Annotated in this window: 27 protein-coding genes, 1 other RNA gene and 1 pseudogene; 11 read left to right on the top strand and 18 right to left on the bottom strand. The window is 65.9% G+C overall.

All coding sequences use genetic code 11. The annotated features are described in order from the left end of the window. Window positions 1–2 precede the first annotated feature (2 nt). The gene (locus RCF34_RS18165; RefSeq protein ID WP_007162087.1) at window positions 3–473 is read right to left on the bottom strand and encodes a MarR family transcriptional regulator; all 471 of its coding nucleotides are present in this window, start codon (window positions 471–473) and stop codon (window positions 3–5) included. A gap of 182 nt (window positions 474–655) precedes the next feature. Between RCF34_RS18165 and RCF34_RS18170 the strand changes: the two genes are divergently transcribed. Continuing rightward, complete coding sequence (locus tag RCF34_RS18170) at window positions 656–1,594, top strand: alpha/beta hydrolase (RefSeq protein WP_308709416.1); 939 nt, start codon at window positions 656–658, stop codon at window positions 1,592–1,594. Window positions 1,595–1,600: 6 nt separating this feature from the next. Here the strand turns inward: RCF34_RS18170 and RCF34_RS18175 are convergent, their stop codons facing one another. After that, entirely contained in the window at window positions 1,601–2,338 is a 738-nt protein-coding gene (locus tag RCF34_RS18175) for a DUF2059 domain-containing protein (RefSeq protein WP_308709417.1), read from the bottom strand. A 178-nt stretch (window positions 2,339–2,516) separates the two neighbouring features. Between RCF34_RS18175 and RCF34_RS18180 the strand changes: the two genes are divergently transcribed. Both RCF34_RS18180 and RCF34_RS18185 read left to right on the top strand, forming a co-directional pair. Next, the gene (locus RCF34_RS18180) at window positions 2,517–3,149 is read left to right on the top strand and encodes a 2OG-Fe(II) oxygenase (RefSeq protein ID WP_308709418.1); all 633 of its coding nucleotides are present in this window, start codon (window positions 2,517–2,519) and stop codon (window positions 3,147–3,149) included. A gap of 206 nt (window positions 3,150–3,355) precedes the next feature. Beyond that, window positions 3,356–3,850 carry a DUF523 domain-containing protein gene (locus tag RCF34_RS18185; RefSeq protein ID WP_308709419.1) on the top strand — a complete coding sequence of 165 codons (495 nt, stop codon included), beginning with the start codon at window positions 3,356–3,358 and terminating at the stop codon, window positions 3,848–3,850. Here the strand turns inward: RCF34_RS18185 and RCF34_RS18190 are convergent. The 11 genes and pseudogenes from RCF34_RS18190 to osmE form a co-directional block, all read right to left on the bottom strand. Continuing rightward, window positions 3,847–4,047: a hypothetical protein gene (locus RCF34_RS18190; RefSeq protein ID WP_007162082.1), complete on the bottom strand. Its 201-nt coding sequence runs from the start codon at window positions 4,045–4,047 to the stop codon at window positions 3,847–3,849. The genes RCF34_RS18185 and RCF34_RS18190 overlap by 4 nt on opposite strands. A gap of 122 nt (window positions 4,048–4,169) precedes the next feature. Further along, a complete protein-coding gene (locus RCF34_RS18195) occupies window positions 4,170–5,528 on the bottom strand; it encodes a nucleobase:cation symporter-2 family protein (RefSeq protein ID WP_308709420.1) in 1,359 nt (452 codons plus the stop codon). Window positions 5,529–5,638: 110 nt separating this feature from the next. Beyond that, entirely contained in the window at window positions 5,639–6,343 is a 705-nt protein-coding gene (locus RCF34_RS23170) for a methyl-accepting chemotaxis protein (RefSeq protein WP_374941212.1), read from the bottom strand. 153 nt (window positions 6,344–6,496) lie between these two features. Further along, a pseudogene (locus RCF34_RS23175) lies at window positions 6,497–7,525 on the bottom strand (cache domain-containing protein); the annotation flags it as partial. 166 nt (window positions 7,526–7,691) lie between these two features. Then, complete coding sequence (locus RCF34_RS18205) at window positions 7,692–8,459, bottom strand: ATP-binding cassette domain-containing protein (protein ID WP_042137188.1); 768 nt, start codon at window positions 8,457–8,459, stop codon at window positions 7,692–7,694. Continuing rightward, entirely contained in the window at window positions 8,459–9,541 is a 1,083-nt protein-coding gene (locus RCF34_RS18210) for an ABC transporter permease (RefSeq protein ID WP_308709422.1), read from the bottom strand. Before RCF34_RS18210 ends, RCF34_RS18205 begins: the two co-directional genes overlap by 1 nt. A 106-nt stretch (window positions 9,542–9,647) precedes the next feature. Next, window positions 9,648–10,676: a sugar ABC transporter substrate-binding protein gene (locus RCF34_RS18215; protein WP_308709423.1), complete on the bottom strand. Its 1,029-nt coding sequence runs from the start codon at window positions 10,674–10,676 to the stop codon at window positions 9,648–9,650. A 63-nt stretch (window positions 10,677–10,739) separates the two neighbouring features. Continuing rightward, the gene (locus tag RCF34_RS18220; protein WP_308709424.1) at window positions 10,740–11,933 is read right to left on the bottom strand and encodes a carbohydrate porin; all 1,194 of its coding nucleotides are present in this window, start codon (window positions 11,931–11,933) and stop codon (window positions 10,740–10,742) included. 487 nt (window positions 11,934–12,420) lie between these two features. Continuing rightward, entirely contained in the window at window positions 12,421–14,256 is a 1,836-nt protein-coding gene (ilvD, locus tag RCF34_RS18225; RefSeq protein ID WP_308709426.1) for a dihydroxy-acid dehydratase, read from the bottom strand. Window positions 14,257–14,486: 230 nt separating this feature from the next. Then, the gene (locus RCF34_RS18230; RefSeq protein WP_308709427.1) at window positions 14,487–15,008 is read right to left on the bottom strand and encodes a hypothetical protein; all 522 of its coding nucleotides are present in this window, start codon (window positions 15,006–15,008) and stop codon (window positions 14,487–14,489) included. 192 nt (window positions 15,009–15,200) lie between these two features. After that, complete coding sequence (gene osmE, locus RCF34_RS18235; protein WP_308709428.1) at window positions 15,201–15,539, bottom strand: osmotically-inducible lipoprotein OsmE; 339 nt, start codon at window positions 15,537–15,539, stop codon at window positions 15,201–15,203. A 279-nt stretch (window positions 15,540–15,818) separates the two neighbouring features. Between osmE and RCF34_RS18240 the strand changes: the two genes are divergently transcribed. Together RCF34_RS18240 and RCF34_RS18245 are read left to right on the top strand one after the other, a co-directional pair. Continuing rightward, window positions 15,819–17,039, top strand: a complete 1,221-nt coding sequence (locus RCF34_RS18240; protein ID WP_308709429.1) for an N-acetylmuramoyl-L-alanine amidase — start codon at window positions 15,819–15,821, stop codon at window positions 17,037–17,039. Continuing rightward, entirely contained in the window at window positions 17,036–17,440 is a 405-nt protein-coding gene (locus RCF34_RS18245) for a hypothetical protein (RefSeq protein WP_308709430.1), read from the top strand. Before RCF34_RS18240 ends, RCF34_RS18245 begins: the two co-directional genes overlap by 4 nt. 7 nt (window positions 17,441–17,447) lie before the next feature. Here the strand turns inward: RCF34_RS18245 and RCF34_RS18250 are convergent, their stop codons facing one another. Then, complete coding sequence (locus RCF34_RS18250) at window positions 17,448–18,101, bottom strand: sulfite oxidase-like oxidoreductase (RefSeq protein ID WP_308709431.1); 654 nt, start codon at window positions 18,099–18,101, stop codon at window positions 17,448–17,450. Window positions 18,102–18,249: 148 nt separating this feature from the next. Here RCF34_RS18250 and RCF34_RS18255 point away from each other — a divergent pair, with 148 nt between their 5' ends. Further along, complete coding sequence (locus RCF34_RS18255; RefSeq protein WP_308709432.1) at window positions 18,250–18,486, top strand: DUF2171 domain-containing protein; 237 nt, start codon at window positions 18,250–18,252, stop codon at window positions 18,484–18,486. Between the two features lie 62 nt (window positions 18,487–18,548). Here the strand turns inward: RCF34_RS18255 and RCF34_RS18260 are convergent, their stop codons facing one another. The 4 genes from RCF34_RS18260 to RCF34_RS18275 are packed head-to-tail and all read right to left on the bottom strand — an operon-like array spanning window position 18,549 to window position 21,902. Beyond that, window positions 18,549–19,121, bottom strand: a complete 573-nt coding sequence (locus RCF34_RS18260) for a BON domain-containing protein (protein ID WP_208692486.1) — start codon at window positions 19,119–19,121, stop codon at window positions 18,549–18,551. Beyond that, complete coding sequence (locus RCF34_RS18265; RefSeq protein ID WP_007162067.1) at window positions 19,118–19,711, bottom strand: phosphoheptose isomerase; 594 nt, start codon at window positions 19,709–19,711, stop codon at window positions 19,118–19,120. The genes RCF34_RS18260 and RCF34_RS18265 overlap by 4 nt, the downstream gene beginning before the upstream one ends. Window positions 19,712–19,743: 32 nt before the next feature. After that, window positions 19,744–20,118, bottom strand: a complete 375-nt coding sequence (locus RCF34_RS18270; protein WP_308709434.1) for a YraN family protein — start codon at window positions 20,116–20,118, stop codon at window positions 19,744–19,746. Next, window positions 20,115–21,902 (bottom strand): penicillin-binding protein activator, encoded by a 1,788-nt coding sequence (locus RCF34_RS18275; RefSeq protein WP_308709435.1) that lies wholly within the window; start codon window positions 21,900–21,902, stop codon window positions 20,115–20,117. Before RCF34_RS18275 ends, RCF34_RS18270 begins: the two co-directional genes overlap by 4 nt. 123 nt (window positions 21,903–22,025) lie before the next feature. Between RCF34_RS18275 and rsmI the strand changes: the two genes are divergently transcribed. The 5 genes from rsmI (at window position 22,026) to ftsL (ending at window position 25,278) form a co-directional block, all read left to right on the top strand. Continuing rightward, window positions 22,026–22,877, top strand: a complete 852-nt coding sequence (gene rsmI / locus RCF34_RS18280; RefSeq protein ID WP_308709436.1) for a 16S rRNA (cytidine(1402)-2'-O)-methyltransferase — start codon at window positions 22,026–22,028, stop codon at window positions 22,875–22,877. A 66-nt stretch (window positions 22,878–22,943) separates the two neighbouring features. Beyond that, window positions 22,944–23,299, top strand: an RNA gene (rnpB, locus tag RCF34_RS18285) — RNase P RNA component class A. 289 nt (window positions 23,300–23,588) lie between these two features. Next, entirely contained in the window at window positions 23,589–24,044 is a 456-nt protein-coding gene (mraZ, locus tag RCF34_RS18290) for a division/cell wall cluster transcriptional repressor MraZ (RefSeq protein WP_007162063.1), read from the top strand. Between the two features lie 2 nt (window positions 24,045–24,046). Then, entirely contained in the window at window positions 24,047–24,988 is a 942-nt protein-coding gene (gene rsmH, locus RCF34_RS18295; RefSeq protein ID WP_308709437.1) for a 16S rRNA (cytosine(1402)-N(4))-methyltransferase RsmH, read from the top strand. Next, entirely contained in the window at window positions 24,985–25,278 is a 294-nt protein-coding gene (gene ftsL, locus RCF34_RS18300) for a cell division protein FtsL (RefSeq protein WP_007162061.1), read from the top strand. Before rsmH ends, ftsL begins: the two co-directional genes overlap by 4 nt. Window positions 25,279–25,320 lie beyond the last annotated feature (42 nt).

Here is a 25,320-nt window from a genome sequence, read left to right on the forward strand (position 1 = left end):
GGTCAGAGGTCTCCAGAGGTCTCCGGCAGCAGGCCGGAGGGGCTGAGCAGGCGGCGCAGCAGGCGTTCGAGGTCATCCAGTTCCTGGCGGTCCAGGCAGTGGGTCAGGTCGTTGAGCGCGTCCACGCCGATCTGCATGAGTTCACTGCTCAGGGCCTGACCCTGTTCGGTCAATTCCAGGCGTACCTGGCGGCGATCGCTGAGGCTGCGCACGCGGCGCAGCAGGCCCTTGGCTTCCAGGCGATCAAGCATGCGGGTCATGGCGCCGCTGTCGAGGGACAGGCAGCGACTGAGCTCGGCCGGGGTATCGGTCTGGTCGCGGGCGAGCAGCAGCAGCACCTTGAACTGGGCAGCGGTGATGTCGTAGGGCGCGAGGTGGCTGTCCAGCACGCGATCCTTGTACTGGTTCGCCAGGTGGATCAGGTGGCCTACGGAATTGCGCAGCGGAAAGTTGCTACGGTCGAAATGTGACATTGCAGTATCTGCCCAGGCAATCAAGCGTATCCAGAATACTGCCTAGGCAGTGAAATATTCAGACACCTTTGCGCAGGGAAGAGTTGCGAATTTTGAAACAATTGGAAAAGTCTGCTGGCAGACCCTTGTCCCGCGGCTACCTGGGCGCCGATCATGGCGGCCACTTCACGCTGAACCGAGCCATGACGCCTCTCTTCGATCTAGACCGACTGCGCCAGGCCCTGGTGCCCTTGCGGCGCGACCTGCCGCCGGATCTCGACCACCAGGGCTATCGTGCCCATTACCGCCTGGCGGACAGCCTCGCGCGGCCGCAGGTGAGCGTGGCCCTGGGCGCGCTGGCCGCCGGCGGCTACCGGCTCGCCGTGCAAGGCTGGTGGCCGCGCGAGCCGCGGGGCAGCCTGCTGATGCTGCACGGCTACTACGACCATATGGGCCTCTATGGCCACGTGGTGGACTGGGCCCTGTCACGGCAGTGGGCGGTGCTGGCCTGCGACCTGCCCGGGCATGGCCTGTCGAGCGGGGCCCGCGCCAGCATCAACGACTTCGCCGAATACCAGACCGCCCTGACGGCCCTGATCGCCGAGGCCCGGCGCCTGGACCTGCCGCGGCCCTGGCACCTGCTCGGCCAGAGCACCGGTGGCGCCATCCTGCTGGACTATCTGCTGCGCGGTGAGCCCGCCCCCGAACTGGGCGAGACGATCCTGCTGGCGCCCCTGGTCAGGCCCCACGCCTGGCGCCAGGGGCTGTGGACCTATCGCCTGGTGAAGCCCTTCGTGCGCGCCCTGCCGCGGCGCTTCTCGGTGAATTCCGGGGATCCGGCCTTTCTCGACTTCCTGCAGCAGGACGGCCTGCAGCCACGCGAGTTGCCTGCGCAGTGGGTCGGCGCCCTGGCGCGCTGGATTCCGCAACTGGAGGGGGCGCCGGCCAGTACCCGGAGCCTGCTGGTGATCCAGGGCGAGCAGGATTTCACCGTCGACTGGCGGCACAACCTGGGGGTGCTGGAAGCCAAGTTCGCTCGGCCCGAAGTGCTGCGCCTGCCGGAAGCGCGGCACCATCTGGTCAACGAGACCGCAACCCTGCGCCAGCGCTATTTCCGCTGGCTGGACGACCGTCTCGCCTGAGCCGTCTTACTGGCCGCCGCCACCCAGGCCGGCGCGCAGGGCAGCCACGGCGGCGCGGTAATAGGCGCTGCCATTGGGCGAACTGGCGAAGTCGGCGAACTGGCCGAGTTCGCTGTCGTTCAGGGTGCGATAGACATAGAGCAGGGTGTTCTCCAGGTCACCGGCATTCATCTGCTGGATGAATCGCTGGCGCTGCTGCTCGATCATGCCGCCGGATTGCTGCTGGCCCATCAGGCCCGGCAGCATCGAACTCAGGCTGTCGGCGGCGAGGCCCGCCAGGGCCACGCTGACCTCGGCCCCGGCTTCGCGCACGGGCAGGGCGGTGGCCAGGCGCCTGGCCTGGGCACGCCGGGCCGGGCTGGCCTGCATCTGGGGCACGCCATTGGCGCTCTTGGCCAGTTGATCGCTGCGGGTGGCGGCGATTTCCGCGGCGACCACCTTGCGTCCCACCGGCGACTGGAAGAACTGCAGGGCGGGGCCGTCGGCAGGCAAGCTCTGGCGCAAGGCCGCCAGGGCGCGCTGGTCGATGGCCGCGGCGGTGTAGCGCTTGTTGCTGTTGTCCACCAGGCTCTGGTAGAGCGCCGGTGGCAGGCTGTTCTGGTAGCGCTGCTGGGCAGCCTGCAGGGCGTCGCGGAAGTGTCCGCGCTGCTCGGGCCAACCTGCGGCCTGATAGAGAATGACCGTATCGTCGGCCAGGGCGGGCAGGCTGATGGCGAAAAGCAGGGAAGCGAACAGAACGCGCATGGACACCTCGGGCAGCGGCGCAGAGCCGGAAAGTCCGCCATTGTCGGCAACCCCAGGCTGGCTGTCGAGGCGCTCATCCCGGGCATTCGTCGCCTGGTCAAGGCAGGCGCGCAGCCGTGGCCGACTTCTCTTACACTCGGCATCCCGCCGGCCTGGCCCGGTTCTGACGGTTTCCGCGATGGCTCTGCACCCCGAGCATCCCCTGCTGCAACGTATCGTCGACGATCTCGCCGAGCACGGCTGGTCGCGGCAGAGCATCTTCCTGCCCCTGGACCTCACCGCCGAGCTGGCCGCCGAATGCCGGCTGCGCCACGCCCGTGGCGAACTGGAGCGCGCCGGCATCGGCCGCGGCGAAAGCCCGCTGATCCGCGAAGGCGTTCGCGGCGACCATATCGCCTGGCTGGAGCCGGACGATGCCCATCCGGGCGTGCAGCGTTATCTGCAACTCATGGACACCCTGCGCGAGGCCTTCAACCGCTCCCTGTTCCTGGGGCTGGAAGACTACGAGAGCCACTTCGCCCTCTATCCGCCCGGCGCCTTCTATGCACGGCACCTGGATCGCTTCCGCGACGATGACCGCCGCATGGTGTCCCTGGTGCTCTATCTCAACGACGCCTGGTTGCCGGAACAGGGTGGCGAGCTGCGGCTCTATCTGGACGAGCAGCGCCGGCAGGATGTCCTGCCCCTGGGCGGCAGCCTGGTGTGCTTTCTCTCCGGCCAGTTGCCCCACGAGGTGCTGCCGGCCACCCGCGAGCGGCTGTCGCTGACCGGCTGGTTCCGCCGGCGTGGCGACAATCCGCTGCAGGCTTAGGGCTTGTCTGAAAAGTCGCCGAGCGAAGGCTAGGCAAGGCAAAAATCCGTGAGGAAGCGGATCGGACTCGCGCTCGAGTTTACGAGTGGTAAATGAGCATTCTGACCGGGCTGGCGACCCAGCGGATCTTTAACGCAGCATAGCCGAGCGCAGGCACTTTTCAGACAAAGCCCAGGGCGTAGACTGGCGGCTGACCAGGAGGGTGCATGGAAAAGATACTGGTGAGTCGCTGCCTGCTGGGGCATCGGGTGCGCTATGACGGCGGCGCCCACGGCCCCTTCGACCTGCTGGCGATCTGGCAGGCGCAGGGCCGCATCGTGCCCCTCTGTCCGGAAGTGGCCGGTGGCCTGCCCACACCGCGCCCGCCGGCGGAAATTCCCGGCGGCCAGGGTGGCGCGGTCCTGGACGGTCGGCTGCCGGTGATGACCGATACCGGGGAGGACGTGACCCGGGCCTTCGTCGCCGGGGCCGACGCCGCGCTCGAACTGATCGCGCGCCATGGCATCCGCCTGGCGGTGCTCAAGGCGCGCAGTCCGTCTTGCGGCAATGTGGAAAACTACGACGGCAGCTTCAGCGGCACCCGGGTGGCGGGCGAGGGCGTCACGGCGGCGGCGCTGAAGCGCGCTGGCGTCGCCGTCTTCAACGAGACCGAACTGCATGAGGCGCAGCGCCTGCTCGCGGCGCTGGAAGGCAACGCCTAGAGGGTCTCCGGCTGGCGGCCCAGCAGGCTCTGGAAATGCGCCTTCTGCACGAAGCAGCCCTTGGGAAAGCGCCAGCCGACCAGTTCGCCTGGCTGCTTTTCGAGGTTCTGGGCAAAGACGGTGGCGCCCATGGCACGCGCCAGGACGGCATATTCGCGCAGCGGGACCTTAACGACAGGAACATCCGGGCTGATCATGGGCGCTCTGCTGGGTGGGTCGCCCACGGTCGAAACGACGATCGCGGCAAGCCCACAGGTGACTTGCCAGGCTTATCGGCACCCCTGCGCGGAACTTCAGCCCGCGGCTGAAAAAGCTCGCTCTAGTCGGCGGCCCTGGGCGTCTCCGGCAGGAACCAGTTCATCAGCAGTGCGCACAGGCCGCCGGTGGCGACGCCGGATTCCAGTACCGCTCTCAGGCCGGCCGGCATATGGGCGAGAAATTCCGGTACCTGGGAAATGCCCAGGCCCAGGGCCAGGGAGACGGCGATGATCAGCAACGCGCGGCGATCCAGCTCGACGCTGGCGAGGATGTTGATCCCCGAAGCGGCGACCGCGCCGAACATCACCATGGCCGCGCCGCCGAGCACCGGCTCGGGCACTGCCTGGATCACCCCGGCCACCGCCGGGAACAGCCCCAGCAGGACCAGGATGGCGGCGATCCACAGGCCGACATGGCGACTGGCGATGCCGGTCAGCTGGATCACCCCGTTGTTCTGGGCGAACACCGAACTGGGAAAGGTGTTGAACAGGCCGGCCAGCAGCGAGTTGGCACCGTTGACCAGCACCCCGCCCTTGATCCGCTGCATCCACAGCGGGCCTTCCACCGGTTCGCGGGAGACCTTGCTGGTGGCGGTGATGTCGCCGATGGCCTCCAGCGAGGTCACCAGGTAGATCACCAGCAGGGGCACGAACAGCGACCAGGAGAAGCCCAGGCCGAAGTGCAGCGGCATGGGGATCTGCACCCAGGCGGCCTCGTGCATGCCGGTGAAATTCAGCCGACCCAGCCAGGCCGCCAGGGCGTAGCCCAGCAGCAGGGCGACGACGATGGCGCTGCTGCGCAGGCCGTGCAACGGGAGCCGATTGAGCACCACGATGGTGGCCAGCACCGTGCCCGACAGCAGCAGGTTCTCGCCGTTGGCGAAGGTGCCGTTGCCCAGCGCCGCGAAACCGCCGCCCATGCTGATCAGGCCGACCTTGATCAGCGTCAGGCCGATCATCAGCACCACGATGCCGGTCACCAGCGGGGTGATGAGGCGCTTGACGAAGGGCAGTACCCGCGACACCCCCATCTCGACGAAGGAACCGGCCATGACCACGCCGAAGATGGCCGCCATCACGGCTTCCACCGGGGTGCCGTTCTTCACCATCAGGGCGCCACCAGCGATCAGCGGACCGACGAAGTTGAAGCTGGTGCCCTGGACGATCAGCAACCCGGCGCCGAAGGGCCCGAAGCGGCGACACTGGACGAAGGTGGCGATGCCGGAGATCACCAGCGACATGGAAACGATCAGGTTGGTGTCGCGCGGCGAGACGCCCAGGGCCTGACAGATCAGCAGACCAGGGGTGACGATGGGCACGATGATCGCCAGCAGGTGCTGGATGGCGGCGAGCAGGGCGATCAACGGGCGCGGTCGGTCCTGGGGACCGTAGAGCAGTTCGGAATGGGAAGGCTGGGACATGGGCGGAGTCGTCGCGGAAAAAGCGCCGATCTTACCGGATGCCCGCCCCGTGGCGCAGGGTCTTCGGCCAGGAGACAGCCGCCGGCCTGGGGGCGGCTGTGCCTGACGGCTTACAGGATGAAGCGGGCCACGTCGCGATTGAGATCGGCGGCGTGATGCTGCAGGGAGCGCGACTGGCGTTCCGAATCCTCGGCACCGCTGGCCAGGGTGTCGCCGAGGCCCTTGATGGTGATGACGTTGCGGGTGATCTCCTCGGTGACCGAGGTCTGCTCCTCGGCCGCCGTGGCGATCTGCAGGGACATCTCGGCGATGACGCCGGCACTCTGGGCGATCCCTTCCAGGGCGCTGGAGGCGCGCTCCACGTCGGCGACGCTGCGCTCGGCGATGGCCATGCTGCTGTCCATGCGCTGCACCGCCTGGCGGGTCATCTGCTGCAGGGTACCGATGGTCTCGTTGATCTCCCGGGTCGACGCCTGGGTCCGCTGCGACAGCGTCCGTACCTCGTCGGCGACCACCGCGAAGCCGCGGCCATGCTCGCCGGCGCGGGCCGCTTCGATGGCCGCGTTGAGCGCCAACAGGTTGGTCTGCTCGGCGATGCTCTGGATGCTGTCCAGCACCTTGGCGATGGCCTGGGAGTGGTGGTCCAGCTCGCCGATCACCCGGGTGGCGTCATCCACCTCCCGCGCCAGGCTGTTGATGGATTCCTTGCTGGTCTGCACCAGGGTCAGGCCCTGGGCGGTGCTGTCGGAAGACTGGCGGATGGCCTCGGCGGTCTGCTCGGCATTGCGGGCGATCTCCTGGGTGGCCGAGGCCATCTCCGTCACGGCGGTGGCCACCAGGGTGATCTCCTGCTGCAGGCGCCCCAGCTCCTGGGTGGCCGCGGCGCTGCGTTGCAGCACCTTCTGCGATTCGGCGTCCACGCTCTGGGCATGCTGGCGCACGCCACCGATCAGGCCGTGCAGGCTGGCCACGAACTGGTTGAAGTGGCCGGCCAGGCCGCCGACCTCATCGGTGCTCTGCACGGCGATACGACGGGTCAGGTCGCCCTGGCCGTCGGCGATCACCTGCAGACCGGTCGAGACCACACCCAGGGGCCGAAGCAGATAGCTGCACAGCAGGTTGATCAGCAGCAGCGAGCCACCCAGCACCACGGCCAGGATGGCGAGGCTGATCCACAGCTGGCGTTGCAGCGGCGCCATGAGCACGCCGCTGTCGACGATCATCACCAGGGTTTCGCCATTGTGATTCATCGGTGCGGCATAGAGGCGCTGGCCGGCGGCGGTTTCGACATGGCGCTCGCCGGGTGCCTGGGCCAGGCGCTGGAGGGTGTCCGCGTCGAGCTGGGGAAAGAGCTCGGTGATCGGCTTGGCCAGCAGGGCGGCGTCTTCGTGGCCCAGGACGATGTTCTGGCCGTTGACCAGCACGGCACTGCCGGCGCCCGGCAGCTGCACGCGCCTGAGTTGGTCGAGGATGTCGCTGATGCTGACGTCCGCGCCGAGGATGGCGGTGGTCTTGCCCGCCGATTGCAAGGCCCAGCCCAGGGACAGTACGTTCTGCTTGGTCGCCGCCGCCACCGTGGGAATGGAAAAGAACACCTTGCCGGGATTCTGCTGCGCCTGCTGGTACCACAGCCACTTGCGCGGATCGTTGTTGTCCGGCGGCAGCTGGACGCCATTGGCATTGACCTGGCTGCCATCGCCACGGGCATAGAAGACGTTGTCGAAGCCGCCGGAATGCTTGACCTGATTGAGCCTGGCCGGAAGCTGGACATCCTGGGTGTCGGCGGCCAGGGCGCCCAGCGCCGCGGCCTTGCCGTCCAGCCACTGGCGAACCCCGCCGTTGAAGACGAAGCTGACCGTCTTCAGTTGCTCGACCGTGGAGGCTTCCAACGCCGTGCGGGTATTGAAGAAGTTGATGGCGGTAAGACCCATCCCCACGACCAGGACGGCCGCGGTGGCAGACAACGAGAGTTTCTGTTTCAACGACAAGGCAGGCATGGCGGGGTGATTCCGATATTAATTGTCGGACTTTATCGGTGCCTGCCGGAGATAACTTGAGCGACCAGTCAGGGTTTTCCCGCGGGGCCGGATCAAGGGAGATCGGGCAGGCCCCCCGGCTCTCCCGCTCAGCTGTCGCCTGGGAGCCCCGGGGCCTGGCCTGCGCCTAGGCGGCGACCGTCTGGGCGCCGGTCATCAGGGCCACGGCGTCGGCCATGGAGTGCTGGCGCGGATCGATCACCGTCAGCCGGCGACCCAGGCGATGGATGTGGATGCGATCGGCGATCTCGAACACATGGGGCATGTTGTGGGAGATCAGCACGATGGCGATGCCGCGGGCGCGCACGTCGAGGATCAGCTCCAGCACCTTGCGCGACTCCTTCACCCCCAGCGCCGCGGTGGGTTCGTCGAGGATGATCACCTTGGAACCGAAGGCCGCCGCCCGGGCCACGGCCACGCCTTGGCGCTGGCCACCCGACAGGGTCTCCACCGCCTGGTTGATGTTCTGGATGGTCATCAATCCCAGTTCGGAGAGCTTTTCCCGGGCGATGCGCTCCATTTCCTTGCGGTCCAGGGTGCGGCAGAGGGTGCCCAGCAGCCCCGGCTTGCGCAATTCGCGACCCAGGAAGAGGTTGTCGGCGATGGACAGCGCCGGTGACAGCGCCAGGTTCTGGTAGACCGTCTCTATGCCGGCACGCCGCGCCGCGATGGGCGAGGCGAACTGCACCGGCTGGCCCTCGAAGCGGATCTCGCCTTCATCGGGCCGCAGGGCACCGGAGATGGCCTTGATCAGCGAGGACTTGCCGGCGCCGTTGTCGCCGATCACGGCGAGGATCTCGCCGGGCAGCAGGTCGAAGTCGGCGTGGTCGAGGGCGGTGACGCGGCCATAGCGCTTCACCAGGCCACGGGCCATGAGCAGGGGTTCGGTAGTCATCAGCTGGCCACCTTTCTGATCCATTGGTCGATAGCCACGGCCGCGATGATGAGCGTGCCGATCAGCAGATAGGTCCATTGCACGTCGGTGCCCAGCAGCCGCAGGCCGAGAGCGAAGACGCCGACGATCAGGGCGCCGAACAGCATGCCGAGGATGGAGCCGCGGCCGCCGAACAGCGAGATGCCGCCGATCACCACGGCGGTGATGGACTCGATGTTGGCGAACTGGCCGGCGGTGGGCGAGACCGAGCCGATGCGGCCGATCAGCACCCAGCCGGCGAAGGCGCAGATGAGCCCTGACAGCCCGTACACGGTGATCAGCATGCGCCGGACGTTGACCCCGGCCAGCGCCGCGGCCTCGGGATCGTCGCCCACGGCATAGAGGTGACGCCCCCAGGCGGTGTGGTTGAGCACGTACCAGAGCAGGGCGACCAGCACCACCAGGGCGATCACGCCATAGGTGAAGACCGCGCCGCCCAGGCGGAAATTATCACCGAACACCTGCAGCAGCGGCGCGGTCGCGCCGATTTCCTGGGCGCGGATGGTCTCGTTGCGCGAATAGAGGAAGTTGGCCGCGAGCACGATCTGCCACATGCCCAGGGTGACGATGAAGGGCGGCAGCTTGATGCGGGCGATCAGCCAGCCGTTGGCCATGCCGCACAGGGTACCCACCGCCAGGCCGCAGAGGATCGACAGCTCCACCGGCAGGCCGTAGCGGAAGGTGAACTGGCCCATGACCACCGAGGACAGCACCATGATGGCGCCGACCGAGAGATCGATGCCGGCGGTGACCACCACCAGGGTCTGGGCGGCGCCGACGATGCCGGTGATGGCGACCTGTTGCAGGATCAGGGTGAGGGCGAAGGCGGAAAAGAACTTGCCGCCCAGCAGGGCGCCGAAGATGCCCAGCGACAGCAGCAGCACCAGCAGCGAGACCGCCGAGGGGCGCGAATGCAGGAAGTGACGGCATTTGACCAGCGGGCTGCGCTCGTCACGGGCGAAGGAGGCGACCTCCGTGGCACTGTGCTTGAGCACCTGTTCGAAGGGCTGGCCGGACGGGGAGGGCGAGGTCGGATCGCTCATGGCAATCTCCTGAGAGCGGGAAAGCGGCCGAGAGTCGATCGCCCGCGCCGGCGCGGCGGGCGCTTGGGCGGGGCGATCGGTCTTCTCTAGCGTAGACGAGAGGCCATCAGCCCCAGCATTTCTGCAGGGCGGCCTTGCTGTCGATGGACTGGATGCTGGGGACCGGCTTGTCCGTCACCAGCTTCACGCCGGTGTCGACGAAGCTCTTGCCTTCGGTGGGCGTCGGCTTCTTGCCGGTATCGGCAAAGGTCTTGATCGCCTCGATGCCCAGGCCCGCCATCTGCAGCGGGTACTGCTGGGAGGTGGCGCCGATGACGCCGTCGGCGACGTTGTGCACGCCCGGGCACCCGCCGTCGATGGACACGATCAGCACGTCCTTCTCGCGACCCACGGCCTTGAGCGCCTCGTAGGCACCCGCGGCGGCCGGTTCGTTGATGGTGTGCACCACATTGATGGTCGGGTCCTTCTGCAGCAGATTCTCCATCGCTGCGCGGCCGCCTTCTTCGTTGCCGTTGGTCACGTCGTGGCCGACGATACGCGGATCGGTCTCGTCGCCGATGCGGCTCTGATCCTTGGGATCGATGCCGAAGCCGAGCATGAAGCCCTGGTCGCGCAAGACGTCCACCGAGGGCTGGGAGGCGTTCAGATCGAGAAAGGCCACCCGGGCGTCCTTGGCCTTGTCACCCAGGGTTTCCTGCGCCCACTGGCCGATCAGCTTGCCGGCCAGCAGGTTGTCGGTGGCGAAGGTCATGTCGGCGGCGCTCACCTGATCCAGCGGGGTATCCAGGGCGATCACCAGCAGACCGGCTTCGCGCGCCTTCTGCAGGTTGGGTACGATGCCCTTGGTATCCGAGGCGGTGATGAGGATGCCCTTGGCGCCGTCGGCGATGCAGGTCTCGATGGCGGCTACCTGGCTTTCGCTGTCGCCGTCGATCTTGCCGGCGTAGGCCTTGAGCGTCACTCCCAGCTCCTTGGCCTTGGCGGTGGCGCCTTCCTTCATCTTCACGAAGAAGGGATTGGTATCGGTCTTGGTGATGAGGCAGGCGGAAACGGGGGCTGCCTGGGCGGTGCCGCTGGCGAGGGCAGCGGCCAACAGGCAACCGGCGAAGGACGCGAGGGAGACGGTTCTTTTCATTGTTGTGCGCTCAGGTTCGGAGACAGGAACGCGACCGGCAGAATGCCGGTCGCGGTGGAGCTGTTACCACCACTGCTCGATCTGGAAGCCGACGTTGGAGCCGTGCAGATCGTTGCCGAAGGTGCCGGTGCTCGACAGCGCGGAGCCGGCGTCGAATTCATCGGCTGCCTGCTGGGCTGCCCGGTTCCAGGCGGCATAGGTGTAGAACAGGCGGAATTCGGGACGAGACTTGAATTCCGGACCCTTGGGCGACCAGGTCGGTGCCAGGGTCAGCTTGGTCAGCTTGCGGGTGCCGCCAGGAGCCTGCACCTGATCATGGCCCAGTTCGGTGGAGAACTTGAACTGGTCGGTGATGCCGTACACCAGGCGGCCGCCCAGCGAGGTCCAACGCAGGTCGTTGCCATTGGGACGCTCGTCCTTCTGGTAGACCGCGGCGATCTGGCCACCCCAGTAGCGGCTGATCTGCCAGTCGAAGAAGTCGACGACGCGATAGGAGACGTCGGCGCTGCTCAGGGTGGGGTCGCCGGTGCTGCCCAGGGCGGTGCCCGGACCCTGGCCGCGCTGCACGGCAAAGGTGTTCACGCCACCCCAGCCCATGAAGTTGGCCTGCTTGTGCTGCAGCGTCACCGCGACACCACTGTTGGCGTTGGGCTGGTTGGTGGGCTTGTCCAGGTAGCTGACGCCGATCTCCAGCGAGCCATTGGGGTTGGTGTTGAAGCCGGCGACGTTGAAGTCGATGCGGTTCTGGAAGTCCTTCTGGTTCTGGTTGTCCTTGCGCGAGAAGGCCAGGCTGTACTTGAGACCGCCAATGTTGACGTCCTCGATACCGCCGCCGGTGGCGCTCTGGTTCCAGTAGAAGAAGTCGGAGATGTGGATGTCGTTACGCTTGTAGTAACGGCGACCGGCCCAGAGGTTACCGCCGTTCAGCGCGGCGATGTTGTTCCAGTAGGCGTAGGCCTGGACCGCGCGGATCTCGCCGTTGTCGCCATTGAAGGTCGGGGTGCGGTCATAACGGTTGAAGAAGCTGCCCATGCCGTAGACGCCGATTGCCGAGCCATCGTCGAGATTGAAGACGTTCTGCTTCAGCGCCAGTTCGCCGTACTGCTCGCACTCGTTGCCCAGCCGGTACTTCGACTGCGCACCCTGCAGCTTGAAACAGCGCATGGAGTCGGAGCCGGAGGAGTCACCGAGACCGGTACGGAAGTAGCCGATGGTTTCCAGGGCGTGTGCCGCAGGAATCAGGAGAAGGGTGCTCATCAAGGACGCGACCGAAACCCTGGCCAAGGGAATAGCCTTTTTCTTATTCATTTATGTTCCCTGCTTATTGTTGTTGTTGTTGTTGTTGTGTAACTCAGTACCTGGCCTGCACCCGACCCGCCGTGCTCCAACGGAAGATCAATATAGGTGTGACCATTGGAACTCAACCTGACTACAAACCTATCGCTGAATCAATTCAGCGGCAGAGGGAGGGTAGCCTTTGATCATTCAACGGCCTAGCTGCTCGATAATCGCGAGGTGTGAGCTGAATCACAGCTCGCACTTCTACAAAATTAGTAAGCCAAGCAACTGTGGAATCCCTCTGGAATGGGCGTCGTGGCAAGGGAACGGCAGGCGGGGGAACCGATGACGAAGCGAGAGGAATGGACCGGAAGGAAGGGCGAAATAGACCGGCGAGGCCAGGCAGGGGAGAGTGGACGCAGCGGAAAGGCAGGCGACGGCAGGTGCCGTCGCCCGAATGGAATGGTCAGCCCAGCAGCGCCTTGTCGCGCACGCCGCCCTTGTCGGCACTGGTGGCTAGCAGGGCATAGGCCTTGAGTGCAGTGGTCACGCGGCGGGCACGGGGTTGTGCCGGTTTCCAGCCCAGCTTGTCCTGCTCGATGCGGCGGTGGGACAGCTCTTCGTCGCTCACCAGCAGGTTGATGCTGCGCTGGGGAATGTCGATCAGCACCTTGTCGCCGTCCCGCACCAGGCCGATGGCACCGCCCGCCGCCGCTTCCGGCGAGGCATGGCCAATGGACAGGCCCGAGGTGCCGCCGGAGAAGCGACCGTCGGTGAGCAGGGCGCACTGCTTGCCCAGGCCCTTGGACTTCAGGTAGCTGGTGGGGTAGAGCATCTCCTGCATGCCCGGGCCGCCCTTGGGCCCTTCGTAGCGGATGATGACGATGTCGCCGGCCTTGACCTCGTCGGCCAGGATGCCGCGCACCGCGGCGTCCTGGCTTTCGAAGACCTTGGCATTGCCCTCGAACACATGGATCGATTCATCCACGCCGGCGGTCTTCACCACGCAGCCGTCCAGGGCGATGTTGCCATAGAGCACGGCCAGACCGCCTTCCTGGGAATAGGCGTGAGCGACACTGCGGATGCAGCCCTCGGCGCGGTCGTCGTCCAGGGTGTCATAGCGAGTCGCCTGGCTGAAGGCTTGCTGGGTCGGGATGCCGGCGGGACCGGCGCGGAAGAAGGTCTTCACCGCCTCGTCCTGGGTCAGGGTGATGTCCCACTGTTCGATGGCTTCGCCCAGGGTCCGGCTGTGCACGGTGGGCAGGTCGGTATGCAGGAGGCTGCCGCGCGCCAGTTCGCCCAGGATGCTGAAGATGCCCCCGGCGCGGTGCACGTCTTCCATGTGGTACTTCTGGATGTTCGGCGCCACCTTGCACAGCTGCGGCACCTCGCGCGACAGGGCATCGATGTCGCGCAGATCGAAGTCCACCTCGGCTTCCTGGGCAGCGGCCAGCAGGTGCAGGATGGTGTTAGTCGAGCCGCCCATGGCGATGTCCAGGGTCATGGCGTTCTCGAAGGCCGCATGGCAGGCGATGTTGCGCGGCAGCGCCGACTCGTCGTTTTCCTGGTAGTAGCGACGGCACAGGTCGACGATGGTACGGCCGGCCTGCAGGAACAGCTCCTTGCGGTCGGCGTGGGTGGCCAGGGTCGAGCCGTTGCCGGGCAGGGCCAGGCCGAGGGCCTCGACCAGGCAGTTCATGGAGTTGGCGGTGAACATGCCCGAGCAGCTGCCACAGGTGGGGCAGGCGCTGCGTTCGTATTCGGCGACCTTCTCGTCGCTGGCCGAACTGTCGGCGGCGATGACCATGGCGTCCACCAGGTCCAGTCCGTGGCTGGCCAGCTTGGTCTTGCCGGCCTCCATGGGGCCGCCGGAGACGAAGACCACCGGGATGTTCAGGCGCAAGGCGGCCATGAGCATGCCGGGGGTGATCTTGTCGCAGTTGGAGATGCACACCAGGGCATCGGCGCAGTGGGCATTGACCATGTATTCCACGGCGTCGGCGATGATCTCGCGACTGGGCAGCGAATAGAGCATGCCGTCGTGGCCCATGGCGATGCCGTCGTCCACGGCGATGGTGTTGAATTCCTTGGCCACGCCGCCGGCCTTCTCGATCTCGCGGGCGACCAGCTGGCCGAGGTCCTTGAGATGGACATGGCCCGGCACGAACTGGGTAAAGGAGTTGGCGATGGCGATGATGGGCTTCTTGAAGTCTTCGTCCTTCATCCCGGTGGCGCGCCAGAGCGCCCGGGCGCCAGCCATGTTGCGGCCCTGGGTGGAGGTTTTCGAGCGATAGTCAGGCATGAAGCGTCTCTCCGAGGCGGCTTTCTAGATCACGGTTCTGGTCATCGTGAGCGCAGACGAGGCACGGTGCAAACGCGGAGTGACGGTTGCCGGGCCGGAGGGCGGCCACGCCATGCGGGATCTCCACAAGGGTGCCAGGGCTCACGAACCCGCCGGAGGATGCTGGCGGAGGGGAATCCGGATCATACACCCGGGCGCCAGCACTGCACAGCAGGCAGGCGCCGGATGGGTCAGGGCGCTTCCTGTTCGCCGTCGGGGGCGTCTTCCAGGTATTCGTCCATGGGTTCCTGGCCGGCCAGGGTCTTGAGGCTCAGATCCACGGCTTCGGGCAGGGTGATGTCTACGCGTTGCTTGTCGCTGCCTTCCAGCGAGGACTCGTAGCTGAGTGCATGGCGCAGGTGGCCGTTCTCGAGGATGGCACCGACGCTGGCCAGTTGGGCGGCGGCTGGGGCCAGGCGTTCGAGGGCAGCCTTGGGCCAGGTGGCCTCGACGGTCGCATTGCAGGTATAGAAGCCAACTTCGCCACTGTCCGAGGGTTCTTCCTGGGTCTTGATGTCGACCAGCGAGATCTGACTGGCCTCCAGCGCGGGTTGGCCGGCGGCGATGTCGTTCGCATAGATCTCGTTGATGGTCTGGGCGTATTGCTGACGAACCAGTTCGGCGGTCTTGGCCGCATCGCAACTGTAGTCATAGCCACCGCAGCCAGTCAGGGAAAGCACCGCAGCTGTGAGTATGAGGTGACGTCTGGACATGCCTGAATTCCTTGGAACGATGGGTAGAGCCTGGCGGCGCTGGCCGAGCCTGCGTCGATCCGCAGTGCAGGACGTCGGCGCAACGTTCATGGATGGCGAGGGCTTATGGTGCTGCCGCTCGCTCATCCTGTCCATCAGACGCCGCCAGCGTCCGTCAGGACACCCGGCCTGGCTGGCCGGTCAGATCCCCGATCAGGCGCGATCGGCGCTTTCGCAGGTCTCGAAGTCCTTGCTGTCGACGCGGTTCATGCTGTCGAAGCCGATCGAATAGACCTGCTCCTTGCCGTCCTTGTTGAGCACATAGTTGTTGCAGGTGCCCGGGCGGTACTTGCGGGTATAGGTGCCCGACGGCGTGCCGCCGATGCGCAGCACGTCAGCCTTGCTCATGCCCTTGTCCACCTGCTTCACCAGCGGCTGCTCGCGAAACTCGACGCGGCCCACGGTGTAGTCGGCGGTATTCTTCACCGAGGAGCAGCCCGCCAGCACGGTGCCAGCCAGCAGGGCGGTCGCGACTGCAATCTTCTTGTTCATGGTGTGATCCCTTGAAAGGCGGAAGTGCCTGACACTTCGACGATGACGGCGCCGATAAATTCGCTCTCCGTCGCACTTCTCGCCGTTTGCTCCTTTGACGGGTCAGCCCGCGATAGCGGCAAGTGACTGTATCTAAAGCTGATTCTGCAAACGAACGCTATACCCCCGTTTTCTAAGGAATATTTTGTCCGAATGGCAGTTGACAGGGGCTAGGTGTCAGGCGATCTTTAGCGTTATGTTGTAACTTCCCAGCCGTTTCTCGTTTCTCGCGAGGACCTCATGAATCGCCGTCGTCTGCTCAATCTGATCCTGGCTGGCATGACCTTGCCCGTCGGGTTGCCGGCGTTCGCCGCCCGCCAGCAACTCAAGGGTGCCCGGGCCTGGCAGGATGCCGACAAGCTCCGCCTGGTCTTCGATCTCACCGGGCCGGTGCGCTACAAGACCTTCACCCTGGTGGCGCCGGATCGCATCATTCTCGATCTCACCGATACCCAGGCGCCGGCGGTGCTCAACCACCTCGCCCTGCAGGGGTCGCCGGTGCGGGCCGTGCGCAGCGCTCGTTATGGCGCCCAGGACACCCGGGTGGTGCTGGAGCTGGCCCATCCGGTGGAGGTGGAAAGCTTCATCCTCGGTCCGAGCGAGGGCGCGGCCAATCGCCTGGTGCTCGATCTCAAGCGGGCTGGAGCACCAGTGGTGGCTGCACGCAAGCCGGCCGACGCCGAGCCGCCACTGGAGGTCAAGCACGGCAAGGGCCTGGCCACGGGTCGCGACATCATGGTGGTGGTCGATGCCGGTCATGGCGGCAAGGATCCCGGCGCGCTGAGCGCCCGGGGTGATCGGGAAAAGGACATCGCCCTGATCGTGGCGCAGAATCTGGCGCGCCGCATCAACCTGCAGAAGGGCTTCAAGGCCAAGCTGGTGCGCAACGACGACTTCTTCGTGCCGTTGCGCAAGCGCGTCGAGGTCGCCCGTAGCTACAACGCCGACATGTTCGTCTCGGTGCATGCCGATGCCGCGCCACGCCGCACGGCCTACGGTGCCTCGGTCTATGCCCTGTCGGAGCGGGGCGCGACCTCCACCACGGCGCGCTTCCTGGCCGACAGCGAGAACAACGTCGATCTGATCGGTGCCAACGAGATTCTCAAGGGCCGCGACCCCATGCTCGCCGGCGTGCTGCTGGACATGTCGATGAATGCCACCATCTCGTCGAGCCTGGACCTGGGCCACAAGGTGCTGGGGCAATTGTCGAGCATCACCAACCTGCACCAGAAACGAGTGGAGCAGGCAGGCTTCGCTGTGCTCAAATCGCCGGACATCCCCTCGATCCTGGTCGAGACGGGCTTCATTTCCAATGATCGCGACTGCCGGCGCCTGCTCGACAGTCGCCACCAGAAGCAGCTGGCCGATTCCATCTTTGCCGGACTGCATGGCTATTTCCAGGAGCGCCCCCCGCTGGGCACCTACCTGGCCAGCCTCAAGAACACCCAAGGAGTGACATGAGTTTGCAAGACAAGGCGCGTCGTTACTGGCGCGTGGTGGTGCTGGTGATAGGCGCGCTCTGTGTCGTGGCCGGACTGGTCGGCTACGGACAGGGCAGCGGCGACAAGAAGAGCGGTGCCCAGGAAGGCTTCGTCAACAAGGTCTGGCAGATCAAGACCAGCAACAGCATCGAGCCGGGGATGCTCTACGTCTTCCTCAGCGACGGCACCCTGGTGATGGCGTCGCCGAGCAGCCAGCCTTCCCTGGGCCGCTGGACGCGCACCGAAAAGGGCCTGAACATGATCGAGGAAGGCATCACCTATCCCACGGAGATCCTCAGCCTCAGCCGCGACGAATTTCGTATCCGCAGCCTCAATCCTGGTGATCCGGTAGAGCTGCAACTGGCCCCGGCGGCGCACTGACGCGCCTTCAGGCGTCGTCGGCGTAGCGCTGCTCCTGCCAGGGATCGCCGCGGTCGTGATAGCCGCGCATCTCCCAGAAGCCAGGCGTGTCGCCGACCCGGAAGTCGATGCGCCTGAGCCACTTGGCGCTCTTCCACAGATAGAGATGCGGGATCAGGGCTCGTACCGGCCCCCCGTGTTCGGCCGTCAGCGGCTGGCCTTCCCAGCTGTGCACCAGCATGGCGCCGGGGGCGGCGAAATCGGCCAGCGGCAGGTTGGTGATGTAGCCGTCATGGCTGTGCAGGAGCACATGGGTCGCCTCGTCCCGCGGCTGCACCTCGTCGAGCAATTCGCTTACCGGCAGGCCGATCCAGTGATTGTCATAGCGTGACCAGGTGGTGACGCAATGCATGTCGCTGATGGCCTCGCGGGTCGCCCGTGCGGCGAAGGTCTCCCAGTTCCAGCGCAGCGTCCTGCGGACCGCGCCGGTCACCGCCAGTTGCCAGCGCTCCCGGCTGACCTCCGGGCGTACGCCCAAGTCCAGGACCGGCCAGTTGCTGACGCGGTGCTGGCCAGGCGGCAGACGCTCGCTTCCCGGGCGCGCACCCTGGCCGGTGAGGAAACGGCCCTCCTGGGCCCAGCGCTCCTTGGAACGCGTCAGCTTGCTTGGCTCGTCGCTCATCGATGGGTCCTCTTCACAGGTCTCGGGCTTCTGACCGCCATGCTGGCCTTTCGTCGGCACAGGCCGAACCCAAACGGCGTCTTGCGCCTCCTATCCTGCAGGCACTCAGAGAGGCGCCTCCTTTTTCTTAACCTGCCGGAGAACCACCATGGTAGATGCAACCCAGATCAAAGAGCATGCGGAAGTTGTCGGTTCGGACGGCCAGCACGTGGGCACCGTCGACCATATGGAAGGCGCCGATCGCATCAAGCTGACCAAGCGCGATCAGGATGCCGATGGCAAGCACCACTACATTCCGCTGAGCTGGGTCCAGTCGGTGGATGGCAGCCAGGTACGCCTGTCCAAGACTCGCGACGAGGCCGAAGGCGAGTGGCAGGCTGCCTAAGGCACCCCGTCCACTAAAAAGCCCCGCTGATGCGGGGCTTTTTAGTGGACGGCGAATAGGGATCAGTTGATGTATTCGAACAGCTTGACGATGCGCTGTACGCCCGAGACGCTCTGGATCAGCTGCACGGCATGGGCGCCTTCCTGCTGGGTCACCAGGCCCAGGAGATAGACGATGCCGTTCTCCGTGACCACCTTGATGCGCGAACCGGGGATGTCTTCGTCGGCGAACATCTGGGTCTTGATGCGGGTGGTCAGCCAGGAATCGTTGCTGCGCGCCAGCAGCGAGGAGTTGCCGGTCACCTGCAGTTCGTTGTGCACCGTCTTGACCCGCTGCACGCTGCGCACGGCCTGTTCGGCCTGGGCCTTGAGATCGGCGCGCGGCGTCTGGCCGGCGATCAGCACCACGCCGTTGTAGCTCACCACCACGATGTGCGAGCTGGCCAGATCGGCATTGGCCTTGGAGATGTTGACCGAGGCCTTGGTCTCGATCAGGGCGTCGTCCACGGTGCTGCCCAGGGTGCGGGTGCCGCGGTTGTCGTCGATGGGCTTGTCGCGGCTGGCGGTGACCACGTTGCTGCAGCCGGCGACGGCAAAGGACAGCGCCAGGATGGCGAGCAGAGGAGCCTTCTTCATTCTTCGCTTCCAAACAGTTGCTGATCGATCTGGTCGCACAGGCAGTGGATCACCAGCAGGTGGACTTCCTGGATGCGGGCGGTGACCTTGGCAGGCACGCGAATCTCGACGTCCTCGGGCAGCAGCAGGGAGGCCATGCCGCCGCCATCGCGGCCGGTGAGGGCGACCACGGTCATCTCGCGGTCGTGGGCAGCCTGGATCGCCTGGATCACGTTGGCCGAATTGCCGCTGGTGGAGATGGCCAGGAGGATGTCGCCCGGCTGACCAAGAGCGCGGATCTGCTTGGAGAACACCTCGTTGTAGCTGTAGTCGTTGGCGATGGAGGTCAGCGTCGAGGTGTCGGTGGTCAAGGCCAGGGCCGGCAGGCTGGGCCGCTCGCGCTCGAAGCGATTCAGCAGTTCCGAGGAGAAGTGCTGAGCGTCGCCGGCGGAGCCGCCATTGCCGCAGGTGAGAATCTTGCCTTCGTTGAGCAGGGCCGCAACCATGACCTGGCTGGCCAGATCGATATGCGGAATCAGGACTTCCATGGCCTGACGCTTGGTTTCGATGCTGTCCCGGAAGAGCTTCTGGATGCGGGCGTGGGTGTCCATCGCGATATCTTTGACCTGTGCTGTGGAGGGCCTCAGGCGTCGAAGGCCTGTTTGATCCATTCGAGTGCCTGAGGGGATGCGTCGGCCCCGGGGCCGATCGCGATCACGTCGAAACGACAGGGCCGCTTGGCCCAGCGCGCTTCGGATTGCAGAAAGAGGGCGGCGCTGTTGACCAGTCGCTGCCGCTTGCGGGCATCTATGCTTTCCGCGGCGCCGCCCCAGGCGGTGTGCCTGCGGGCGCGTACCTCGACGAATACTACTGTATCGCCGTCGAGCATGACCAGATCGAGCTCGCCGCCTTGCCAGCGCCAGTTGCGGGCGATCAGCCGCAGACCGCGCGTCTGCAGGAACTGCAGGGCGCGATCCTCGGCTTGCCTGCCGCGCTGGAGATGCGGCGCCTGCCTCACGGCGTGCTGAGCGAGGCCGGCACGCTGCTGGTGGGCAGCGGCGCATTGTTGGCCGGCAGCGGCTGGGCCACGCCGTTGCGGAATTCCGCCCAGGGCAGGTGACGCACCACGCGCTGGTCGGGCGCCATGCTCAGATTGCCAGACAGGCCGGGCAACTCGGAGTTGGGCAGGGCCTTGAGCTGCTGCAGGTGCAGCGCCAGCAGGTAGGCGTCGGCGCCCATGGCGTAGAGGCGACCGATGCTGGTGCCGGCCTGCGGCCACTGGGCGGTGATCTTGGCGCGCAGCGGATTGCTCGGGTCGAGCAGCCAGGGGGTTTCGCAGAACAGGATGCCGTTGAGATCCTGGTTCACGCCGGGTTCGTTGACGCCGCTGTTGAGGTTGGAGGTGGCGTACACCGGCAGGTCGCGGGCGTTCTGGTAGACCAGGATCGGCTTGATCTGGCGGGCCTGGGCCGGCGTCGAGGCGAGGAAGATGAAGTCCATGCCCTGGCGCATCTGCAGGAGGCTGGTGATGCGATTGGCGATCTCGACCGGCTGGCCGATGCGCTCGGCGGCGACCAGGCGCCCACCCAGTTGCTGCCACTCGTTCTGGAAGGCGGCCAGCACGCGGGCACCCCAGTCACCCTGGGGCACCATGGCACCGGCACTGCGCTTGCCATCGGCCCAGGCACGGCGCGCGGCCTCGCGGGCCTCGTCCTCGGCGGCCAGGCCGAACTGGAAGAGTTGCGGCGGCTGGGCACCCTGGCTGTCGCCATAGTTCAGCGCCAGGGTATTGATCGGCAGTTGCGGGCGATCGCCCAGCTGCTTGACGAAGTTTTTCTCCAGCGGGCCGACCACCAGCTGGATGCCGGCGGCCTGGGCCTGGCGGTAGAACGCGTCCAGCGAACCCATCTGGGTGCTGTCGTAGACGGTCACCGCCGGAGCGCTCTGGCCGGCGGCCAGGGCTTCGTAGCGGGCGGCCATGAAGCCGTCCTGCAGCGCGCGGGAGACGCCGGCGAGCTGGCCCTGCAGGGGCAGCAGCAGGGCGACGCGATTGAGCGGTTCCCGCGCCAGGGTCTTGAGGCGCTCCAGGTCATTGGGCAGATTGCGCGCAGCGGGATGGCCGGGGTTCTGCTTCTGCCATTCCTCGATGGCGGCGAGCTGCTGATCCAGTGCCAGGTTGCCGCGGGTGATGGCGGCCAAGGCCAGCCAGCCATTGAGGTCGGCGTCCTTCACGCTCTGGCGCAGTTGGGCATCCGGCAGGCTGGTCACCAGCCGCCAGATCTGCTCGCGATTGTCATGGGCGGCATCGCCCTCGAGCAACGGCCCTATGAAGATACGTTCCTGGGCGGCCGCGAGCGGCTGGCCATTGGCGGCCTGGGCCTCGGCCTTGGTCAGGCCGCTGCGGATCTGCTGCTGCGCCGGCAATTCGCCCAGTTGGGCGAAGCTCGGGTGGTCGAAACGCTTGACGGCCTGGGCTGGCTGCTTGTCGAGCAGATCGAGCTGGGCCAGCAGCGTCTGCGCGAACATCTGCTGTGCCGGCTTGAGGCCTTCGAGATTGATGGAGCCCAGGATCTGCCGCGCTTCGCGAGAATCCTGCTGGGCATAGGCCTTGTCGGCGGCGGCCAGGCGCAGCAGATTGGCCTGCTCGGACTGACTGGAGCCGGCCTGGTTCAGCAGCTGCTCGATGCTGGCCTGGCTGGGCTGGGGCAGGTCGCCGAGGGAGTTATTGACGGGCGAGCTGCTGCAGGCGGCGAGCAGGGCGAAGGCGGTGGCGCAGAGCAGCGGACGCAGACGGAACTTCATGCTGTGGTTCCTGAGCAAATGTCTGGAAAGGGAGCGATTGTCTCACAGCACCCAAGCGCTGCGAACGCCGAGGGCGAGAGCGGCGTACACTGTTGGGCTATTTCCAGTCCGTCAGGTTTCATCATGATTTCGCCGGGTACTCTTTATGTGGTTGCCACGCCCATCGGCAACCTGGACGACATCACCGCCCGCGCGCTCAAGGTCCTGCGCGAAGTGGCCCTGATCGCCGCCGAAGACACCCGTCATTCGGCGCGCCTGCTGCGCCATTTCGGCATCGAGACGCCGCTCGCGGCCTGTCACGACCACAACGAACGCGATGCCGGCGGCCGCTTCATCACCCGGCTGCTGGCGGGGGAAGACGTCGCCCTGATCTCCGACGCGGGCACGCCGCTGATTTCCGATCCGGGCTTTCACCTGGTGCGGGCGGCGCGCGCCGAGGGCGTCCGGGTCTCGCCGATTCCCGGCGCCTGCGCCCTGGTCGCGGCGCTGTCGGCGGCCGGTCTGCCCTCGGATCGCTTCAGCTTCGAAGGCTTCCTGCCGGCCAAGGCGGTAGGCCGGCAGGCACGCCTGGCGGCGCTGCGCGAGGACCCGCGCACCCTCATTTTCTACGAGGCGCCCCATCGGCTCGAGGATTGCGTGGCCGACATGGTGAGCACCTTCGGGCCTGAGCGGCACATCGTCCTCGGTCGCGAATTGACCAAGACCTTCGAGACCCTGCGCGGCCTGCCCGCCGGCGAGCTGCTGGCCTGGATTCGCGCGGATCTGGATCAGCAGCGCGGCGAGTGCGTGCTGCTGGTGGGTGGTTGGTCGGCGCCGGAGGATGCGGAGGTCGATGCCGAGACCCTGCGCATCCTCGATCTGCTGCTGGCCGAGCTGCCGATCAAGCGCGCCGCCGCGCTGGCCGCCCAGATCACCGGCGCACGCAAGAACCAGCTCTATCAGCTGGCCCTGGAGCGCAAGGGCGAGCCGGGCTGAGTCAGGGTGAATTTGTGGGCATCTTTCCTTGTTATCCGCCCCCAGTCTCTATACCCTTGCGCCGCGAGAGCCGACCGGGCAGTCGCTGTCGTGATCCGCAAGGGTTGCGAGGGAGGAAAGTCCGGGCTCCATAGGGCGAGGTGCCAGGTAACGCCTGGGAGGCGTGAGCCTACGGAAAGTGCCACAGAAAATAACCGCCTAAGCGCGCAAGCGCCGGTAAGGGTGAAAAGGTGCGGTAAGAGCGCACCGCACGGCTGGCAACAGTTCGTGGCTAGGTAAACCCCACCTGGAGCAAGACCAAATAGGAATCCATAGGCGTGGCCCGCGCTGGATTCGGGTAGGTCGCTAGAGGCAATCAGCGATGGTTGTCCCAGAGGAATGACTGTCCTCGACAGAACCCGGCTTACAGGTCGGCTCTCGCACCCCCTCCCTCCTGGGCCTCTGCGCCCGGGGTTTGAGACCTCTTCTTAAGACATCACTTTAATCAATTGAGCCAATCAATTGACTTCATTTCCGTTTGTCGGAAATCGATGTCGTTCGTCCTGGCCGTGAACTCGTGCAATTTGCTCGAAATCCTCGTCCCACGCGGCCTGGCTACCCCCTCGCTTACCTTGACTGAAACCGGCCCTCCTCAATATAGTGGCGACTGGTGGTACGAAGTGGGGCGAAGTGGGATTTAATGGCAAGGACAGCCTATTAGAGGACGCGAAATTGTTCCGGGGAGCGAACGCCATCAGTCTCGACGCCAAGGGGCGCGCCGCGATGCCGAGCCGGTATCGTGACGAGCTGCTGGAGCGTTGTGCCGGCCAGCTCATCGTGACGATCGATGCCGTCGACCCCTGCCTTTGCGTCTATCCACTCCCGGAATGGGAAATCATCGAAAGCAAGCTGCGGCAGTTGCCCTCGCTACGTGAGGAGACTCGCCGCTTGCAGCGCTTGCTGATCGGCAACGCGGTGGATCTGGAGCTCGACGGCAGTGGCCGTTTCCTGGTTCCGCCGCGCCTGCGTGAATACGCCAAGCTGGACCGGCGCGTGATGCTGGTCGGTCAGCTCAACAAGTTCCAGTTATGGGATGAGGACGCCTGGAGTGCCGTGTGCGACGCGGATCTCCTGGCGATTAAGGAACCCGGCGGTATGCCGGATGAAATGCGCGATTTGATCCTGTGACCATGAACCCAGTCTTCCACCACGTCTCCGTTCTCCTGGACGAGGCCGTACAGGCATTGGCGATCCAGCCGGGCGGCCGTTATCTGGACGGCACCTTCGGCCGCGGCGGACACAGCCGGGCCGTGCTGCGCCTGCTGGGTGGAGAAGGGCGGCTGCTGGGCTTCGACAAGGATCCCCAGGCGATCGTCGCCGGCCAGGCCCTGGCCGCGGAAGACCCGCGCTTCGAGATCGTCCAGCGCAGCTTCGCCGAACTGGGCGATGAACTCGTCGACCGGGGCTGGACCGGCCAGGTCGATGGCGTGCTGCTGGATCTGGGCGTGTCCTCGCCCCAGCTCGACGATCCCGAGCGCGGTTTCAGCTTCATGCAGGACGGCCCCCTGGACATGCGCATGGATCCGAGTCGGGGGCAGAGCGCCGCCGCCTGGATCGCCATGGCGCCCGAGGTCGACATCGCCCAGGTGTTCAAGGAATTTGGCGAAGAACGTTTCGCCAAGCGCATGGCGCGCGCCGTGGTGCAGCGCCGTGAAGTCCAGCCCTTCGAACGTACCGGCGACCTGGCCAAGGTGCTCACCGAGGCCAATCCGGCCTGGGAAAAGGGCAAGCATCCCGCCACCCGCGCCTTCCAGGGGCTGCGTATCTACATCAATCGCGAACTGAGCGACCTGGAGCAGGGCCTGCAGGCGGCCTACGAGCAACTGGCCGTGGGTGGCCGGCTGGTGGTGATCAGCTTCCACTCCCTGGAAGACCGCATCGTCAAACAATTCATGCGCCGATTGGCCAAGGGCGAGGCCGACCAGCTGCCACGCGACCTGCCGATCCGCGCCACGGTCTTCGAACCCTCGCTGCGTCTGCTGGGCAAGCCGGTCTATGCCAGCGAAGCCGAACTGGCCGCCAATCCCCGCGCGCGCAGCGCCGTGATGCGCGTTGCCGAGAAGCTGAAATGAGCCGGCTCTTCGTCAAGAAACTGCCCCTGGGCAGCAGCGTCATGCTGGTGCTGTTCGCCGGGGTACTGCTATCGGCGGTAGCCGTGGCCTATAGCGCCCACTGGAATCGCCAGCTGCTCAACACCCTCTATGGCGAGATGGCCATCCGCGACAAGGCGCAGGCCGAATACGGTCGGCTGCTGCTGGAGCAGAGCACCTGGACCGCCCACAGTCGCGTCGAGGCCCTGGCCAGCGGCCAATTGCAGATGCGCATTCCCGATCCGGCCGAAATCCGGATGGTCAATCCGTGAAAGGACTGATCGCGCGCCTGCCATGGCGCTTCAGCCTCATTA

Origin of the sequence: Pseudomonas sp. 102515 (genome assembly GCF_031085165.1) — a bacterium.
Classification (GTDB): Bacteria; Pseudomonadota; Gammaproteobacteria; order Pseudomonadales; family Pseudomonadaceae; genus Chryseomonas.

Excerpts from the sequence above, each read along its gene's own strand:
- RCF34_RS18205 (WP_042137188.1), bottom strand. The coding sequence starts at position 8,459 with ATGACTACCGAACCCCTGCTCATGGCCCGTGGCCTGGTGAAGCGCTAT.
- RCF34_RS18250 (WP_308709431.1), bottom strand. The coding sequence starts at position 18,101 with ATGAGCGACGAGCCAAGCAAGCTGACGCGTTCCAAGGAGCGCTGGGCC.
- rsmI (WP_308709436.1), top strand. The coding sequence starts at position 22,026 with ATGATTTCGCCGGGTACTCTTTATGTGGTTGCCACGCCCATCGGCAAC.
- RCF34_RS18175 (WP_308709417.1), bottom strand. The coding sequence starts at position 2,338 with ATGCGCGTTCTGTTCGCTTCCCTGCTTTTCGCCATCAGCCTGCCCGCC.
- RCF34_RS18275 (WP_308709435.1), bottom strand. The coding sequence starts at position 21,902 with ATGAAGTTCCGTCTGCGTCCGCTGCTCTGCGCCACCGCCTTCGCCCTG.
- RCF34_RS18245 (WP_308709430.1), top strand. The coding sequence starts at position 17,036 with ATGAGTTTGCAAGACAAGGCGCGTCGTTACTGGCGCGTGGTGGTGCTG.
- rsmH (WP_308709437.1), top strand. The coding sequence starts at position 24,047 with ATGAACCCAGTCTTCCACCACGTCTCCGTTCTCCTGGACGAGGCCGTA.
- RCF34_RS18255 (WP_308709432.1), top strand. The coding sequence starts at position 18,250 with ATGGTAGATGCAACCCAGATCAAAGAGCATGCGGAAGTTGTCGGTTCG.
- ilvD (WP_308709426.1), bottom strand. The coding sequence starts at position 14,256 with ATGCCTGACTATCGCTCGAAAACCTCCACCCAGGGCCGCAACATGGCT.
- ftsL (WP_007162061.1), top strand. The coding sequence starts at position 24,985 with ATGAGCCGGCTCTTCGTCAAGAAACTGCCCCTGGGCAGCAGCGTCATG.
- RCF34_RS18215 (WP_308709423.1), bottom strand. The coding sequence starts at position 10,676 with ATGAAAAGAACCGTCTCCCTCGCGTCCTTCGCCGGTTGCCTGTTGGCC.
- RCF34_RS18230 (WP_308709427.1), bottom strand. The coding sequence starts at position 15,008 with ATGTCCAGACGTCACCTCATACTCACAGCTGCGGTGCTTTCCCTGACT.
- RCF34_RS18210 (WP_308709422.1), bottom strand. The coding sequence starts at position 9,541 with ATGAGCGATCCGACCTCGCCCTCCCCGTCCGGCCAGCCCTTCGAACAG.
- RCF34_RS18260 (WP_208692486.1), bottom strand. The coding sequence starts at position 19,121 with ATGAAGAAGGCTCCTCTGCTCGCCATCCTGGCGCTGTCCTTTGCCGTC.
- RCF34_RS18165 (WP_007162087.1), bottom strand. The coding sequence starts at position 473 with ATGTCACATTTCGACCGTAGCAACTTTCCGCTGCGCAATTCCGTAGGC.
- RCF34_RS18185 (WP_308709419.1), top strand. The coding sequence starts at position 3,356 with ATGGAAAAGATACTGGTGAGTCGCTGCCTGCTGGGGCATCGGGTGCGC.
- RCF34_RS18180 (WP_308709418.1), top strand. The coding sequence starts at position 2,517 with ATGGCTCTGCACCCCGAGCATCCCCTGCTGCAACGTATCGTCGACGAT.
- RCF34_RS18170 (WP_308709416.1), top strand. The coding sequence starts at position 656 with ATGACGCCTCTCTTCGATCTAGACCGACTGCGCCAGGCCCTGGTGCCC.
- osmE (WP_308709428.1), bottom strand. The coding sequence starts at position 15,539 with ATGAACAAGAAGATTGCAGTCGCGACCGCCCTGCTGGCTGGCACCGTG.
- RCF34_RS23170 (WP_374941212.1), bottom strand. The coding sequence starts at position 6,343 with ATGGCCTCGGCCACCCAGGAGATCGCCCGCAATGCCGAGCAGACCGCC.
- RCF34_RS18240 (WP_308709429.1), top strand. The coding sequence starts at position 15,819 with ATGAATCGCCGTCGTCTGCTCAATCTGATCCTGGCTGGCATGACCTTG.
- RCF34_RS18265 (WP_007162067.1), bottom strand. The coding sequence starts at position 19,711 with ATGGACACCCACGCCCGCATCCAGAAGCTCTTCCGGGACAGCATCGAA.
- RCF34_RS18190 (WP_007162082.1), bottom strand. The coding sequence starts at position 4,047 with ATGATCAGCCCGGATGTTCCTGTCGTTAAGGTCCCGCTGCGCGAATAT.
- RCF34_RS18220 (WP_308709424.1), bottom strand. The coding sequence starts at position 11,933 with ATGAGCACCCTTCTCCTGATTCCTGCGGCACACGCCCTGGAAACCATC.
- RCF34_RS18195 (WP_308709420.1), bottom strand. The coding sequence starts at position 5,528 with ATGTCCCAGCCTTCCCATTCCGAACTGCTCTACGGTCCCCAGGACCGA.